Below are 15,112 nucleotides of genomic sequence, written 5' to 3'. Positions count from 1 at the left end.
TCGCCTCGATCCAGCTCTTTGCACGCCGCATCGCAAGACTATGATATCACCCCGAATAATTATGAATCAGACTCTTATACCGCGCCAACGCATCCCGCCGCCGCTGCAACAGGTTGATCCGCTCATCCACCGCGGCAAGGAAGTCGGCGATTTCCTTTTGCTCTGGCTGCGACGGCCAAACCACCGGCAGCTCGGCAAAGTTGGATTGGCCCAAAGTCTTGTTGCGCCCTGCTCCACCCGGCGAAGCCAATTCAAGCAGCCATTTCCCGCGTGGACGAAGGAAGAAGTCACGTGCAAAGCGCGTATCCGCTCGATTTTCACGCGGGACGAACATCGGAAAACGATGTGATGCAATGAAGCCCGCTTCGCGATCGGTGGTTAGTGCTACGGCCTGCTCCCAAGCAAACACGATGTTGAGCACGAGCGCGTTGGGAACTACCCAAAACACACGCTTATCGCCAAGTGTCTCGCCAATATCGGCAATCTTGTGGAAAATGCCCTTACCGTGGGAGCGGACGCCAATTTCCTGATACGTTTGCCCTAGCTTGACGCTCACAGGCTTGCTCGATTTTTCGAGAAACCAATCAATTTCAGACTTGATCCAGTCTCCCGAAAACTCAGGAAATCGCAATGGTGGCTGCGCTGACGTATTACCGATCATACGGGAGCCTTCAATCCCAGCCTACCGCAGAAATTAGCAATTCGTTGGTCTATTTCAGCCATCCCTTCGTCAATCTTGCTTAGCTCCACCAACACCTCATCAAGGTCAACGCGCGCTTCTTCTTCAAACGTATCGACATATCGAGGAATGTTGAGATTCCAGTCGTTCTCCTCGATCTCTTCCATCTTGGCGATGTGGCTGTAACGCTCCTCAACCGCCCGGTTTCGGTATGTCGAAATGATCTTTTCGACGTCTTCGTCTCGAAGACTGTTCTGGTTTTTCGACTTTTCAAAATTGTCGGGGCCGCTGGCATCGATGAACAGAATGTCCTCGGGGTTCTCGCGGCATTTCTTGAACACCATGATGCAGGTGGGAATGCTAGTGCCGTAAAAGATATTAGCAGGCAGGCCGATAACCGCGTCCAGCCAGTTGCGTTCTGCGATCAGGATTTTGCGGATTGCCCCCTCGCTACCGCCGCGGAACAATGCGCCGTGCGGCAGGATGACCGCCATCGTGCCATTGTCCGCCAGATGGTGAAGCATGTGCAGCACAAAGGCATAATCGGCTTTTGACGCGGGCGGCAATTTGCCGAAAGTGCTGAATCGGTCGTCGGTGGTGAACGCCGGGTCCGCACTCCAGTCTGCCGAAAAAGGCGGGTTGGCGACAACCGCCTCAAACTGCATCCCCTCGTGCTGCGGGCGGACAAGTGTATCCTCCTGCTTCAAATCGAACTGCCGGTAATGCACCCCGTGCAGGATCATGTTCATCCGCGCGAGGTTGTATGTCGTGCGGTTCAACTCTTGCCCGACAAAACCCTTGGCGATGTTGCGAATGCCAACCTCGCGCGCGACGCGCAGCAACAGTGAACCGGACCCGCACGTCGGATCATAAACACTATCGAGCCGGGTTTTCGCGCCTGCCCCATTGCTGGTGACGATGCGGGCGAGGATGGTCGAAACCTGCTGCGGCGTGTAAAATTCCCCGGCCTTCTTGCCCGCGCCGCTCGCGAACTGGCCAATCAGATATTCATAGGCATCGCCCAGCACATCGCTCTCAACATTGTTGAGTTGGAAATCGACCTGGGCAGCGCTCAACCGGCCCATGATCTTCGCAACAAGATCGTTCCGGTCGGCGACGGTGCGGCCCAGCTTGGTTGAGCCAAGGTCCATGTCTTCGAACAGATGGTCGAAATCTTCCTCACTCTCCGTGCCCATCGTCGATTTCTGGACGTTGGTGAGGATGCGGCTCAGGTCATCAAGGATGAAGTTGTTGCCCTTGAGGGCGCCTTTGGCGGCGATGGCTTCAAACAGTTCAGAAGGGCGCAGGAAATAACCCAGCTCATCCACCGCCTCGGCGCGAATGGCGTCCAGAATTTCCTCGCCCTCGTCGGTGCCCTCGCGAAGGTCGGCATAGTTGATCTCATCCGCTGCCAGAACGGCATCGGCGTATATCTGCATCCGTTCCGACAGATAGCGGAAGAAGATAAAGCCCAGAATGTAATCGCGGAACTCATCGGCATCCATTTTCCCGCGCAAGTCGTTTGCAATCTTCCACAACGCATCACGCAATTGCCGCTTTTGCTCCTCGGTCATTGGCCGATTTTATCCCCATTTTTAGCTCTCATTCCCCTAGCGAGAGGGGTGCAGGGTTGCACGTTCTTTATGGAATTTTTGGGTTTGCGGCGATGGCCGGATCCCGTTGGGAACCTGGGAGGCAACATGGCAGGCGTTCGGCTGTCATATCGCAGGAGGTTCCGCGCGACCCAAAACAGCACCGGGAGAGTGCTCACGGCTAGCGGACGACATGGCGAATGTCACCGGGTTCCGATCGTGCGCCGACGCAATTTCTTTCGTCCTTGCTCCTTCTAAGAAAGTAGCGCGCATATCGACGCTCTCCAGTGCGGATTAGCGCCCCCTTTTCAACCAAGTCGTTCAAATCGCGCGTCGTGGTGGCGAGACTGGCATCCGTGATCGTCCGATAATTTTCGGCACTCAACCCGCCCGAAAAACCATCCGGCCCTTTACGAAAGATGCGAAGCAGCGCCTTTTCTTGTCGCTCGTTGATCTCGCCGCGCAAGCGATCGAGCAGCCGCGTTTTGTCGACCAGGAAGCGGATGCGGGTAATCGTCCGTGCCTGCGCCTCGATGACAATATCGGCAAACCATCTGAGCCAGGCATCGATGTCATTGCTCCGACTGCCAAGCTGGAGCGCCGCGTAATAGGCTTTGCGGTGGCGATGGATCGTTTCTGCGAGTGCCGTCAACGTCGGGGCAGCGAGATTTTGGGCCAATGCCTTTTCAGCAATCGCCCTTCCGATCCGGCCATTGCCATCTTCAAAGGGATGGATGCTCTCGAACCACAGGTGCGAGATTGCGGCACGGGTGATCGCGGGAAGCGGGTTTGGTGACGACGGCGCGCTGTCGTTGAACCACGCGATGAACCGAGCCATTTCCATCGGGACGGCATCAGACGGCGGCGCCTCGAAATGCACACGCGGTGCGTGAAGCGCGCCTGAGACTATCTGCATAGCGTCTTCGTGAGTCCGGTAACGCCCGACATCGGCAATGTCGCGGCGCCCGTTCATCAGCATAGCGTGCCACGCGAACAGAGTTCCGTCGTCAAGCGGCGCAGCATGGTTGCGATAAACATCGGCCATAAGTTCGGCGGCCCCGGCCTCCGCCGCGCTTGCGCGGCGTTGGTCGGCAGCAAAGCCCAGATGCCGCGCGAGTGACGACTGGACGCTGGCGCGGTCGAGGATCTCGCCTTCAATGGCAGAACTATCGACAACCTCCTGCGAGATGAGCTCGATGGTCAGGCCATCGCGCTCATCGGAGTCGAGGTGGTGTAGCGCGCCAATGACGACGCCGGATCCTTTCAGGAATTGCTCTTCGGACGCGCGGATGCCATCCGCATCGAAGCGGAATTCAGGCCAGTCGGGAAGCTGCCAATTCCAGCGCATGATCGATAGGACGCCTTCTATCGATCATGATATAGGCCAATTATGATTGATAAAGCGATAGCCAATCAATCAGGTGAGGCGGATTGACGCTTCGCGACGTCGATTTGTGGCGATGGCTGCATCCCGGATGGTCTGCCAAGTGCCAGCATGACAACATCCTTCGGTTGTCATTTCGCGCAGCGGAACGCGGGCCGTCCAGCCCAAAGCGCTCCGCTGATGCAGGTTCCAGCCCACGTGCGGTGGGCTGGAACCTGCAAAATTGGATGGTGCGGGCGGTGGGAGTCGAACCCACACTCCTCTCGGAACTGGATTTTGAATCCAGCGCGTCTACCAGTTCCACCACGCCCGCGACGCGGTTGCCTATAGCGCAGCCAAGTTTTGGCGCAACGCCAAAGGCGAGCACCGCGCGTCACGTCGCGGGCTTCGTGACCTTTCTGCGAGCGGCGATCGGTTTCGGCTTGGCTTTGCGAACATTGACCGCCGACGCGTCGATGTTGTTCTTCAGATGTCGTCCGTAAAATTTCTCGATCATCTCGACGCTTGTGCGGCAGTTTTTGGCGACCTGGTAAATGTCTGCGCCTTCGAGCAAGCGCAGGCAGATATAAGTGTGCCGGAGGCTGTAGCAGGTTCGGATATGGTCATCGCGATCGAATTTCAGATTGAGCTCGTCGAGCACGGTGTTCATCAGCTCGCGCGGTGTCTTCCCAAATATGACATCGGTCGGCTTTAGCTGCTTGCGCTTTCGGACCCGCTCGAACGGCAGGATCGCCCCCGGCATCGACTTGCAGAATCCAACCCCGCGCTTGCCGCGTACCTCGATCTCCAGGATGCGCTCGCCAGTCGATTCATCCTGCACGATTTTGACGTCGCGCATCTGAAGACGAGCAGACTCGTCGGGTCGTAACCCGGTGTTGCCCATAAAGAGCACATAATCGTGGAAGGTTTCGCAGACCTCGCGCCAGCGCTCCTTCGGTGGGTTCTTCGCCCGCTCGCGCGTCGCCTCATAGAGTATCTTGTATTCCTCCGGCGAGAACCACGCGCGGTGTTCAACCTTGCCCGACGTCTTGTAGGGTGCCGACATGTCGGGAAGCGCGTCGATCCAGCCCTTGCGATTGGCTGTCTTCAGCACTTGGCGCAGCGTTACCACCTCGCCGTGCAACGTCGCACGGGCGGGCTTCTTCGGCTTGCCAGTTTTGGGGTCGAGCCGCGACGTCTGCCGATGAACACGATATTCCTGAACCGTTCCCGCGTTGATGTCGCCAAGAGCAAACTTACCGAAGAACGGCAGGAGGTGAACGCGGACGTGATCCGACTTCTGTTTCACATATTCGGCATTGCGCTCACCAAGCGTGATGACCTCGAACTCGCTGGTAAACGCATTGGCGGCATCGCCGAAGGTAGGTCCAGTGGGCGTTCGCCGACGCCGACCATCGGTCGACGCGCCGGGACCGGCGACAAGGAGCTGGACAGGGTTGTCCAGCAAGGGAGCGCCACCGCGTCGGCGTTGGCGATCCTCGACGCACCGCTCCATATACCAGTCGCGGGCGAAGTCCTTGGCGGCCGCAAGATTGACCTCTTTGGTTGTCTGTCTATGATTCAGACTGCCAAGGTAAGTCGAGCATTGCCAGTAGCGGCTGTTCTCACGTCGATAGACGTGAAGCGCTCCATCCATCAAAACATGGGTCTCAATTGGCATATCGAACACCCCAAACTGTGTAAGACATGTGTAAGGGTTTTTAGGTCGATCGCCTAACGATAAATTGTTGATTTTTCCATGTTTTTTGGACGGTTTATAAGGCTAAACGCCATTTTGAGTCCCGCGCGTCTACCAATTTCACCACGCCCGCTTGGCCGATCGAGGCGGTGCACCCGCACCCGTTCGGCGAAGCGCAGGCCTATAAGCGACGCGTCCGGCGATTTCCAGCGCGATTGTTGCAGAATGTCGGCGCGCTCGATCATGACAGCGAATTCACGCGGGTCGCGCGGCGCATTGCTCGTAGAATGCACGGCTTCGCTCTCACCCGGAACCGTCTCATGGTCGAAGCTGTCGACGCAAAAGAACTGATCGACGACGCCATCGAGCGCGCCGAGGCCGAACGCGATGCGGGCGAGCGGGTCGAGCGCGCCGCCGAGCGCAGCTTTCGCGACCGCGTGTCGCTGATGGTCGGCGGTTTCGCGGTAAGCTTGGCGGTGATCCACATGGCCGCGGCGGGCAGCGCGCGCGAAAGCCTGTTGAAGGGCATCGAGGCGTCCGACACCTTCGCCTATATGCAAGCCAAGATTGTCCGCGAGACGGTGCTCAAGACCGCCGCGCACGGCGGCGGTGGCGCTCCCGCCGATCGGCGCGACTGGGCCGCCGAGGCCGCTCGCCTTCGGGCGCCCGACGCAGCGGGCCACGGCATCGGCCAACTCCAGGCCAAGGGCGATGCCTTGCGCGCGGAAGGCGCGCATGCCGCGCGCGCCGGCGAAGGCTATGAACTCGGCGAGACCGCACTCCAGCTCGCGATCGTCCTGCTGTCGATCGCGCTGATCGCGCGCTCGCGCCCGATCGTGTTCGGGGCGGCCTGCCTCGCGGCGATCGGCGTGGCGACGGCGATCGTCACCGCATTCGGTGTCACCTTGCCCTGGGTCGCCTAGCCGCCCGGATGAAATCCGCATCACGAAGCGCCCGGAAGGCTTTGGCGGCGGCGGCGGCGGCGAGGAAAATGTCGTGATCAACGATTACAGCGATGACGACGACGATCGCGGCAGCTGGTGAACGCAAGGGCGCGCGCTTTGGCTTTGGCGTCGCGCGCCGCGATGCGGTACCCGACCCGCATCTCACCCAGCGGAGCACCCTGATGGCCGAACGGACCGACGCAGAGCACAATGCCAAGATGGCGCGGATCAAGGTCGCGCGCGACAAGCTCGTCGAAAGCAAGACGCAGGAAAAGGGCTTGCTGATCGTCCACACCGGCAACGGCAAGGGCAAGACCTCGGCGGCACTTGGCATGGTGGTCCGTGCGATCGGCCACGGGATGAAGGTCGGCGTCATCCAGTTCGTCAAGGGCGCGTGGGAGACGGGCGAGAAATCGGTGTTCGACCGCTTCCCCGATCTGATCGAATTCAAGCCGATGGGCGAAGGCTTCACCTGGGACACGCAGGACCGCGCGCGCGACATCGCGGTCGCGCGCGAAGGCTGGGACGAGGTCAAGCGGATGATCGCCGACCCGTCCTATGCGATGGTGGTGGCGGACGAGCTCAACATCATCCTGCGCTACGACTATCTGCCGGTCGAGGAAGTGCTCGAAGTGCTCGCGGCGAAGCCCGCCGACACGCACGTCGTCGTCACCGGCCGCAACGCGCCGCAAGCGCTGATCGACATGGCCGATCTCGTCACCGAGATGACGCTGGTGAAGCACCCCTTCCGCGAGCAGGGCGTGAAGGCGCAAAAGGGAATCGAGTTCTAGGAGCTCCCCCCACGTCACCCCGGCCCTGTGCCGGGGCCCACCGTGCCGCGATAGCTGCGGGAACAGGCTTGGCCTCCCGGTGGACCCCGGGACCAGCCCGGGGTGACAAAGCGCGGCGCAGCGTCAGCGCCGCCGCGCCGCCGCCGCCCGGTCCACCGCCCGTACCTGCGCCGCGAGCGAAGCGACCGCATCGGCAAACGCCGGGCTGCCGCACACGGTTTGCGCCTGTTCGATATACAGATGCCGTGCCGCCGGCACCGCGGTATCGAGCAAGGGATGATGCAACGCCGCGGTCCCGCGATCGGCAACCGCGCGCGTCCCTGTCTCGAGGATCAGGAAATCGGGCCGCGCGAGCGCCATCTCCTCGAGCGACAGCTGCGACAGCGCCGGCCGCCCGAGCCGCCCCGCCAGATTGACCAGCCCGACCCGCGCGAACATCTCGTCGACGAGCGTCCCCGTCCCCGTCAGATACCCCTGCCGCTGATAATAGGCCGCGACGCGCCCGCGCCCCGGCGGCGGCCCGACCGCCGCGAGCGCGCGCCGCATCTGCGCGATCATCCGCGTGCCGCGCTCGGGATGGCCGACCGCCGCCGCAAGCGTGGTGATCGACGCCTCGATCGCCGCCACCCCCTCGCCGCGCGGCAGCTCGAGCAGCGTCAGCCCGTGCGCCTTGAGCGGCGCGAGCACCGCGCGCGTCTGGAACGGCGCACCGATCACCAGATCGGGCCGCAGCGCCATCACTTCCTCGGCGCTGCGATGCGTAAACGGCAGGTCGCGCGCTTGCCGGGCGATTGCCGAAAGCTCGGGATCGCGCGCCCATTCGGTCAGCGCGACGATCTGGCCCCGATCCGCCAACCCGACGAGCAATTGGTCGGCGCACAGATTGAGCGAGACGATCCGCCGCGGCACCGGTGCGGGACGCGCCGCGCCCAGCAGCACGAGGCTCGTCAGCGCCAGCACGATCCGACAGCTCCGCACGTTCGATTTCCTTCGCTTTCGCTCGCCGCCCGGCTACGGCTGGGACGAGGCGCCCCGACCATGCGCGACGGGCCCGACCGATCCTGAGCGAGGTCTGCCGTGCCGAACCTTCTGCCCGCGCGCAATGCCGTGTGGCTTCTTCCGCTGCTGCTGGCGCTCGCGATCGTCGCGGAGATCGCATCGCTGCTCGTCGGGCCGGCGCAGCTGTCGCTCGCCGCGCTGTGGGCCGCGCTGACCGGCCACGGCGATCCGATCGTCCGCGCGATCCTGTTCCAGCTCCGCTTGCCTCGCGCCTTGCTCGGGCTGCTGGTCGGCGCGATGCTCGGCATGGGGGGCGCGTCGATGCAGGGCTATCTGCGCAATCCGCTCGCCGATCCGGGGGTGCTCGGCGTGTCGGGTGTCGCGGCACTCGGCGCGGTGATCGCGATCTACTGGCAATTGGCGACCGCGCATCCGTTCGTGCTGCCGCTGCTGGCGATCACCGGCGCCTTGCTGTCGCTGCTCCCGCTGATGTGGCTGTCGCGGCGTGGCGAAAGCACGCTGAGCTTGATCCTCGCAGGGGTCGCGGTCGCGACGGTGTCGGGCGCGGGGATCAACCTCGCGCTCAACCTCGCGCCCAACCCGTTCGCGGCGATGGAGATCACCACCTGGCTGCTCGGCAGTCTCGAGGATCGCAGCTTCGGCGATGTCTGGATCGCGCTGCCGTGCGTCGTGATCGGCATGACGTTGCTCTTATGGGACGGTCGCGCGCTCGACGCGCTGTCGCTCGGCGAGGATGCGGCGCGCACGCTCGGGGTCGATCTCGCGCGTGTCCGGCTGCGGCTGATGCTCGGTATCGCGATCGGGATCGGCGGCGTCGTGGCGGTCGCGGGGAGCATCGGCTTCGTCGGGCTGATCGTCCCGCACCTCGTCCGCCCGCGTACCGATCGCAGCCCGTCGGCGATCCTCATCCCCTCGGCGCTCGCCGGCGCGGCGCTGCTGACGCTCGCCGATCTCGGCACGCGACTCGTTCCGACGTCGGCGCCGCTCAAGCTCGGCGTGCTGACCGCGTTCCTCGGCGTGCCGGTGTTCCTCCATTATTTGCTGCGGGAGCGCCGCTTGTGGTGACGATCGCGACCCAGGCGCTGTCGGTCGAGCTCGGCGGACGTCGCGTGCTCGACGCGGTCGACGTAACGCTCGAGCACGGCGCGCTGATCGGCGTGATCGGCCCCAACGGCGCGGGCAAATCGACGCTGGCACGCGCGCTGCTCGGGCTGCTGCCGCCCGCGGCGGGGCGCGTGACGATCGACGGCACCGACGTGGCGACGCTCGGCAGCGCCGCGATCGCGCGCCACATCGCCTATCTGCCGCAAGCCTATGCGCTGCACTGGCCGCTCAGCGTCGCGCGGCTCGTCGGACTCGGGCGGTTGCCGCATCTCGGGCCGTTCTCGCGGATTAATCTGCTCGATCAGGCCGCGATCGACGCCGCTTTGCGCGATACCGGGACCGCGCATCTCGCCGATCGCACCGCGACCGATCTGTCGGGCGGCGAGCGCGCGCGCGTCATGCTCGCGCGCGCGCTTGCGACGGGAGCACCGGCGCTGATCGCCGACGAGCCGCTTACTGCGCTCGATCCGGGGCATCAGCTCGACGTGATGGCGCTGCTCCGCGCTCAGGCCCGCGGTGGCGCGCTGATCGTCGTGGTGCTGCACGATCTGTCGATCGCGGCGCGTTTCTGCGATCGCTTGCTGCTGCTGGACCGTGGGCGGCTCGTCGCCGACGGAACGCCCGATGCCGTGCTGACCGACGCAGCGCTCGCGAGCGTCTACGGCATTACGGCATGGCGGGGGACGACCGGGGAGCAACCGCTGCTGCTCCCGTATGAGCGGATCGAAACGCCGACCCGCGCGCACTGATCTCGCGCAGCCTTTGCCAGGACGCCGCCCCTGCCCGTTCGGGCTGAGCCCGTCGAAGCCCCCCTCGCCGACGCGCACGGAGGGGGGCAGACACCTTGCGCTTTACGCTGCGCCGCCGACCGTCTGCTCGATCACCCCGAAGATCGGATGATGCTTGTCGTCCTCGGCCCAGATCCGCACCGTGTCGCCGGCCTTGAGGAACCCCGTGCTCGGCGCGCCGCCAACGATCGTTTCGACCGTGCGCAGCTCGGCCAGACACGCATAGCCGACCCCGCCCGCGCTGATCGCTTTGCCCGGCCCGCCATCGGCGTCTCGGTTCGACACGGTGCCCGACCCGACGATCGTCCCCGCCCCCAGCGCGCGCGTCTTCGCGGCGTGTGCGATCAGCGTGCCGAAATCGAAGGTCATGTCCGCCCCTGCCGCGACGCGCCCGAACGGCTGCCCGTTGAGATCGACCATCAGCGTGCGGTGGAGCTTGCCCTCCTGCCACCAGTCGCCAAGCGAATCGAGCGTGACGAACACCGGCGAGAAGGCGCTCGCGGGCTTCGACTGGAAGAAGCCGAAACCCTTCGCCAGTTCACCCGGGATCAGGTTGCGAAGCGACACGTCGTTGGTCAACCCGACCAGCCGCACCGCCGCCAGCGCGTCCTCGCGGCTCGCGCCGAGCGCCACGTCGCCCGTCACGACGACGACTTCGCCCTCGAAATCGCAGCCCCAGCTTTCGTCGGCGAGCGGGATCGCGTCGCGCGGCCCCAGGAACCCGTCCGACCCGCCCTGGTACATCAGCGGATCGTGCCAGAAGGTCTCGGGCATCTCCGCCCCGCGCGCCTGCCGCACCAGCGCGACATGGTTCACATAGGCCGAGCCATCGGCCCACTGATACGCGCGCGGCAAGGGCGCTGCCGCCTTGTGTTCGTGGAAGCGCTGCATCGGGATCGTCTCATGCTCGAGATCGATCGCGAGGTTCTGCAGATCGGGCAGCACGCGGTCCCAATCGTCGAGCGCCGCCTGCAGCGTCGGCGCGATGTGGCCGGCATCGGCGTACCAGGCGAGATCGTTCGATACGACGACGAGCTTGCCGTCACGCCCGGATTTGAGGCTGGCCAGTTTCACATGCGCTCTCCTACAATTTCGCCAACCATAGCCCCCTTCGTCATTCCCGCGAAAGCGGGAATCCCGCTTTCGTGCGGATGACGCGAGGGATTGACGCTCGCGTAAAGACACCGCACACCGTCAAAAAACGCGTTGCAACGTGAAACCTAGGAGAGTCCGAAATGTCCTCGCTCGACACCGTCGCCGGCCGCTTTGCCTATACCGAGGATCATGAGGCCTTCCGCCAGACCGTCCGCCAATTCCTCCAGAAGGAAGGTGTGCCGCACGTCACGCAGTGGGAGGAGGACCGGCTCGTCCCCAAGGATTTCTGGCGCAAGGCGGGCGAGATCGGCATGCTCTGCCCGACCGCACCCGAGGCCTATGGCGGGCTCGGGCTCGATTTCGGCTACAATGCGATCGTCGACGAGGAGATGGCGTATAACGGCGTCCCCGCGGGCTTCTCGCTCCAGTCGGACATCGTCGCCGGCTATATCGAGACCTATGGCTCCGAAGAGCAGAAGGCGCAGTGGCTCCCCAAGATGGTGTCGGGCGACGTGATCACCGCGATCGCGATGACCGAGCCGGGTACCGGCTCCGACCTCCAGGCGATCCGCACCACCGCCAAGAAGGATGGCAACCACTACGTCATCAACGGCTCGAAGACGTACATCACCAACGGCCAGAACACCGATTTGACGCTCGTCGTCGCCAAGACCGATCCCGACGCCAAACCCGCCTGGAAGGGCATGTCGATCATCCTCGTCGAAAGCGACCGGGCAGGCTTCAGCAAGGGCCGCAAGCTCGACAAGATCGGGCAGGAAGCCGCCGACACCTCGGAGCTGTTCTTCGAAGACGTCCGCGTGCCGATGACCAATTGCCTCGGCGAAGAGGGCAAGGGCTTCATCTATCTGATGAGCCAGCTGCCGCAGGAACGCCTGTCGATCGCGGTGTCGGTCCAGGCGTCTGCGCAAAAGGCGTTCGACGAGACGGTCGAATTCACCAAGACGCGCAAAGCCTTTGCCGGGATGGTGTTCGATTTCCAGAACACGCGCTTCGTGCTCGCTGATCTCAAGGCCAAGCTGCAGGTCGGCTGGGCGCATCTCGACTGGGCGATCGCGCGGCATTTGAAGGGTGAACTGACCAACGAGGAAGGCGCTGCGGCCAAGCTTTGGCACACCGATCTGCAATGGGAAGTGATGGACGCCTGCCTCCAGCTCCACGGCGGCGCGGGCTATATGAACGAATATCCGATCGCGCGGGCGTGGCGCGCGGCGCGCGTCACGCGAATCTTCGGCGGCACCAACGAGATCATGAAGGAGTTGATCGGGCGCTCGCTGTAACGGGCGCCACCATCAGTGCTGCGTCTGCAGATAGGCGATCACGTCGGCGCGATCGAGCGGATCGGCCAGCCCGGCAAACCCCATCGCGGTGCCGGGCACCAGCCGCTTGGGGTTGGTAAGCCAGGCATCCATCCGCTCGGGCGTCCAGCGCCCGCCGAACGCCTGCAGCGCGCCGGTATAGGGAAAACGCGGCCGGCGATTGGCGACTTCGGCGCCCATCACGCCGAACAGGTTCGGCCCGCTCCGGTCGGCGGCGTCGCGGCCGATCGAATGGCACGCGCTGCACTGGCCGAACACCGTCTCGCCCGCCGACGCGCTCGCGACGCGCAATAGCGCCGCAGGCGACGGCGAAGGCCCGGCGGCGCGCCGACGCGCTTCCTTGTCGTCGCCCGACGAACAGGCCGTCAGCACGAGCGCGACGGCACCTACCAACAGCGCCTGGCCAGACCGCCTCACGCCGACAACCTGCGCGCGCGATCGCTCAACCGCGCGACCGCGGCGGCGTGAATGCCGGGGGTCGTCGCAAGCACGCCGAACGCCTGCGCACTCGGCGTGTTGAAGACGAGCGGCGCGCCGAACGCGTCGGTCACGCTGGCGCCCGCTTCGGCGGCGATCAGTGCCGCCGCCGCGATGTCCCATTCATAGCCCCAGCGCAGGGTGGCCACGAGATCGGCCTCGTCCGCCGCGACCATCGCGATCCGCAAGGCGATCGAATTGGGCTTGGCGACCACGACCAGATCGCTGTCCACCTTGGGCAAACCGTCGGTCGGCACGCGCGACCCGCTGAACTCGCGCCGATCACCAACGCGGATCGGAACGCCGTTGCGTGTCGCCCCCTGCCCCAAGGCCGCGCGGAAAATGTCGCCGCGCGCGGGCGCATCGAGCACGCCGATTGTCACGCGGCCCTGCTCGACCAAGGCAACCGACACCGCCCAGCCATCGCGCCCGCGGATATAGTCGCGCGTGCCGTCGATCGGATCGACCACCCACACCCGCCCGCAGGCCAGCCGGTCGGCATTGTCTGCGGTCTCCTCGGACAGCCATCCCGCATCGGGCAACAGCGCCGAGAGCCGCGCATGGAGCAGCGTGTTGACGTCGAGATCGACCTGGCTGACCGGATCGTTGGGCGCCTTTTCCCAGCGATGGAAATCGGTCCGCCAATGCCGCAGCGCGAGCGCGCCCGCCTCGGCCGCGACCGCCGCCACCGCATCGGCGAGTTTCGCGTCAGCCACTCGCCACCGTCATCCCGTCGACCCGGATCGTCGGGACGTTGATCCCGTAACGGAATTCGAGGTCGTTTGCTGGCGTCAACTCGCGGAACATGTCCTTCAAATTGCCCGCGATCGTGAATTCCGCGACCGGCCCGGTGACGACGCCATGCTCGATCCGGAAACCCGCCGCACCGCGGCTATAATCGCCCGTCACGCCGTTGACGCCCATCCCGATCAGCTCGGTGACGAGCACGCCGCTCACGATGTCCGCAATCAGCGTCGCGGGCGGAACGTCGCCCGCCGCCATGTGGAGGTTGCTCGTCGACACGCCCGGCGCACCGCCGACACCGCGCGCGGCGTGCCCCGTCGGCTCGAGCCCTAATTGCCGCGCCGATGCGCTGTCGAGCAGCCAATTCTCCAGCATCCCCGCCTCGATGATCGCCATCGGCGACACCGGCAGCCCCTCGCCATCGAACGGCCGCGAGCGCAGCCCGTGCGGCAGATGCGGATCGTCGAGCACGGTGACGCCGCTCGAAAACACTTGCGTGCCGAGCGCATCGAGCAGGAAGCTCGTCTTGCGCGTGATCGCCTGGCCGGCAATCGCGCCGATCAGATGCCCGAGCAAGCTCGACCCGACGCGCGGGTCGAACACCACGCTCATCGGACCGCTGGCGAGCCGCCCGGGATTGACGCGCGCGACCGCACGGTTGCCCGCGCGCGTGCCGATCTCGGTCGGGTCCTCGAGCACGCGGCGGTGGCGCTTCGAGCTATAGGCGTAATCGCGCACCATCGCGCCGCCCTCGCCGGCGAGTACGCTCGCCGACAGGCCATAGCCCGTCGTGGCATAGGCCGCGGCGAAACCGTGGCTGGTGGCAAGCGCCCAGATCGAGCGCGCCGCGCTCGCCGATCCGCCTTCGCTGTTGGTGACGCCCGGCACCGCACGCGCGGCATCCTCCGCCGCTTGCGCCGCATCGCGCAACGCGCTCGGCGAGGCTTCCTCGCCGCCGTGCGCGAGATCGTCGAGGTCGAGCAGCGGCGGCGCGCCGTGCATCAGCCGGTCGGCGGGGGCGAGCCCGGCCCAGGCGTCCTCGGGCGCCTCGCGCGCCATCGCCACCGCGCGCTCGACCAGCGCCGCGAGCGCATCGACCGACAGATCCGAGGTCGAGACGCTCGCCGAGCGCTTGCCGACGAACACGCGCAGGCCGAGCTCGGCGCTTTCCGATCGCCCGACATCCTCGAGCGCACCGAGCCGGACGGCCACATCGAGCGAGGTATCGGCGGCATAGACCGCATCGGCCGCATCGGCGCCCGCTGCCTTGGCACGAGTGACGATATCGGCGGCGCGATCGCGGGCTTGGTCTGGGGTCAGCATGCTTCGGACTTAGGTGCGGGCGGCCACGCGTGCAACCTTCGCTGCTCCCCTCCCCTTCATGGAAGGGGCTGGGGGTGGGGCAGCGGCGGGGCGGGGGGGGGGGGCCCCCCCCCGCCGGGGGGCCCGGGGCCCCCCCCCCGCCCCCCCCCCCCCCCC

The 15,112-nt window shown here is 65.0% G+C and carries 15 protein-coding genes and 1 tRNA gene; 5 read left to right on the top strand and 11 right to left on the bottom strand.

Features of this window, described 5'->3' with window-relative positions:
* Window positions 1–46 precede the first annotated feature (46 nt).
* The 6 genes from QN347_RS16940 to QN347_RS16915 form a co-directional block, all read right to left on the bottom strand.
* Window positions 47–661 (bottom strand): restriction endonuclease subunit S, encoded by a 615-nt coding sequence (locus tag QN347_RS16940; RefSeq protein ID WP_322159987.1) that lies wholly within the window; start codon window positions 659–661, stop codon window positions 47–49.
* Window positions 658–2,253, bottom strand: a complete 1,596-nt coding sequence (locus tag QN347_RS16935) for a type I restriction-modification system subunit M (RefSeq protein WP_322159989.1) — start codon at window positions 2,251–2,253, stop codon at window positions 658–660. Before QN347_RS16935 ends, QN347_RS16940 begins: the two co-directional genes overlap by 4 nt.
* A gap of 199 nt (window positions 2,254–2,452) precedes the next feature.
* Entirely contained in the window at window positions 2,453–3,619 is a 1,167-nt protein-coding gene (locus tag QN347_RS16930; RefSeq protein ID WP_322159991.1) for a Fic family protein, read from the bottom strand.
* Window positions 3,620–3,883: 264 nt separating this feature from the next.
* Window positions 3,884–3,968, bottom strand: a tRNA-Leu gene (locus QN347_RS16925).
* A gap of 60 nt (window positions 3,969–4,028) precedes the next feature.
* Window positions 4,029–5,315 carry a site-specific integrase gene (locus QN347_RS16920; RefSeq protein ID WP_322159993.1) on the bottom strand — a complete coding sequence of 429 codons (1,287 nt, stop codon included), beginning with the start codon at window positions 5,313–5,315 and terminating at the stop codon, window positions 4,029–4,031.
* A gap of 53 nt (window positions 5,316–5,368) precedes the next feature.
* A complete protein-coding gene (locus QN347_RS16915; RefSeq protein WP_322159995.1) occupies window positions 5,369–5,578 on the bottom strand; it encodes a hypothetical protein in 210 nt (69 codons plus the stop codon).
* A 75-nt stretch (window positions 5,579–5,653) separates the two neighbouring features.
* Between QN347_RS16915 and QN347_RS16910 the strand changes: the two genes are divergently transcribed.
* Together QN347_RS16910 and cobO are read left to right on the top strand one after the other, a co-directional pair.
* Entirely contained in the window at window positions 5,654–6,256 is a 603-nt protein-coding gene (locus QN347_RS16910; protein WP_322159997.1) for a DUF4337 family protein, read from the top strand.
* Window positions 6,257–6,459: 203 nt separating this feature from the next.
* Window positions 6,460–7,068 (top strand): cob(I)yrinic acid a,c-diamide adenosyltransferase, encoded by a 609-nt coding sequence (cobO, locus tag QN347_RS16905; protein ID WP_189675616.1) that lies wholly within the window; start codon window positions 6,460–6,462, stop codon window positions 7,066–7,068.
* Window positions 7,069–7,191: 123 nt separating this feature from the next.
* Here cobO and QN347_RS16900 read toward each other — a convergent pair whose 3' ends face one another.
* Window positions 7,192–8,046 carry an ABC transporter substrate-binding protein gene (locus tag QN347_RS16900; RefSeq protein WP_322159999.1) on the bottom strand — a complete coding sequence of 285 codons (855 nt, stop codon included), beginning with the start codon at window positions 8,044–8,046 and terminating at the stop codon, window positions 7,192–7,194.
* Window positions 8,047–8,145: 99 nt separating this feature from the next.
* Between QN347_RS16900 and QN347_RS16895 the strand changes: the two genes are divergently transcribed.
* Both QN347_RS16895 and QN347_RS16890 read left to right on the top strand, forming a co-directional pair.
* The gene (locus QN347_RS16895) at window positions 8,146–9,153 is read left to right on the top strand and encodes an iron ABC transporter permease (protein WP_322160001.1); all 1,008 of its coding nucleotides are present in this window, start codon (window positions 8,146–8,148) and stop codon (window positions 9,151–9,153) included.
* Entirely contained in the window at window positions 9,147–9,941 is a 795-nt protein-coding gene (locus QN347_RS16890; protein WP_322160003.1) for an ABC transporter ATP-binding protein, read from the top strand. The genes QN347_RS16895 and QN347_RS16890 overlap by 7 nt, the downstream gene beginning before the upstream one ends.
* A gap of 102 nt (window positions 9,942–10,043) precedes the next feature.
* Here the strand turns inward: QN347_RS16890 and QN347_RS16885 are convergent, their stop codons facing one another.
* Window positions 10,044–11,054: a fumarylacetoacetate hydrolase family protein gene (locus QN347_RS16885; protein ID WP_322160005.1), complete on the bottom strand. Its 1,011-nt coding sequence runs from the start codon at window positions 11,052–11,054 to the stop codon at window positions 10,044–10,046.
* Window positions 11,055–11,215: 161 nt separating this feature from the next.
* On the opposite strand from QN347_RS16885, the gene QN347_RS16880 reads away from it, so the two are divergent.
* Window positions 11,216–12,373, top strand: a complete 1,158-nt coding sequence (locus QN347_RS16880) for an acyl-CoA dehydrogenase family protein (protein WP_133186941.1) — start codon at window positions 11,216–11,218, stop codon at window positions 12,371–12,373.
* 12 nt (window positions 12,374–12,385) lie between these two features.
* On the opposite strand, the gene QN347_RS16875 is transcribed toward QN347_RS16880, so the two are convergent.
* Genes QN347_RS16875 through QN347_RS16865 form a run of 3 tightly spaced genes read right to left on the bottom strand, consistent with a single transcriptional unit; the run spans window position 12,386 to window position 14,956 of the window.
* Window positions 12,386–12,829, bottom strand: coding sequence for a c-type cytochrome (locus tag QN347_RS16875; RefSeq protein ID WP_322160008.1), 444 nt, complete (start codon window positions 12,827–12,829; stop codon window positions 12,386–12,388).
* Window positions 12,826–13,605, bottom strand: coding sequence for a 3'(2'),5'-bisphosphate nucleotidase CysQ (locus tag QN347_RS16870; protein WP_322160010.1), 780 nt, complete (start codon window positions 13,603–13,605; stop codon window positions 12,826–12,828). The genes QN347_RS16875 and QN347_RS16870 overlap by 4 nt, the downstream gene beginning before the upstream one ends.
* The gene (locus tag QN347_RS16865) at window positions 13,598–14,956 is read right to left on the bottom strand and encodes a TldD/PmbA family protein (RefSeq protein ID WP_322160012.1); all 1,359 of its coding nucleotides are present in this window, start codon (window positions 14,954–14,956) and stop codon (window positions 13,598–13,600) included. Before QN347_RS16865 ends, QN347_RS16870 begins: the two co-directional genes overlap by 8 nt.
* Window positions 14,957–15,112: the final 156 nt, after the last annotated feature.

Source organism: Sphingomonas sp. 10B4, from assembly GCF_035019905.1.
GTDB lineage: Bacteria > Pseudomonadota > Alphaproteobacteria > Sphingomonadales > Sphingomonadaceae > Sphingomonas > Sphingomonas glacialis.
This window is presented reverse-complemented; position numbering and strand designations above follow the sequence as displayed.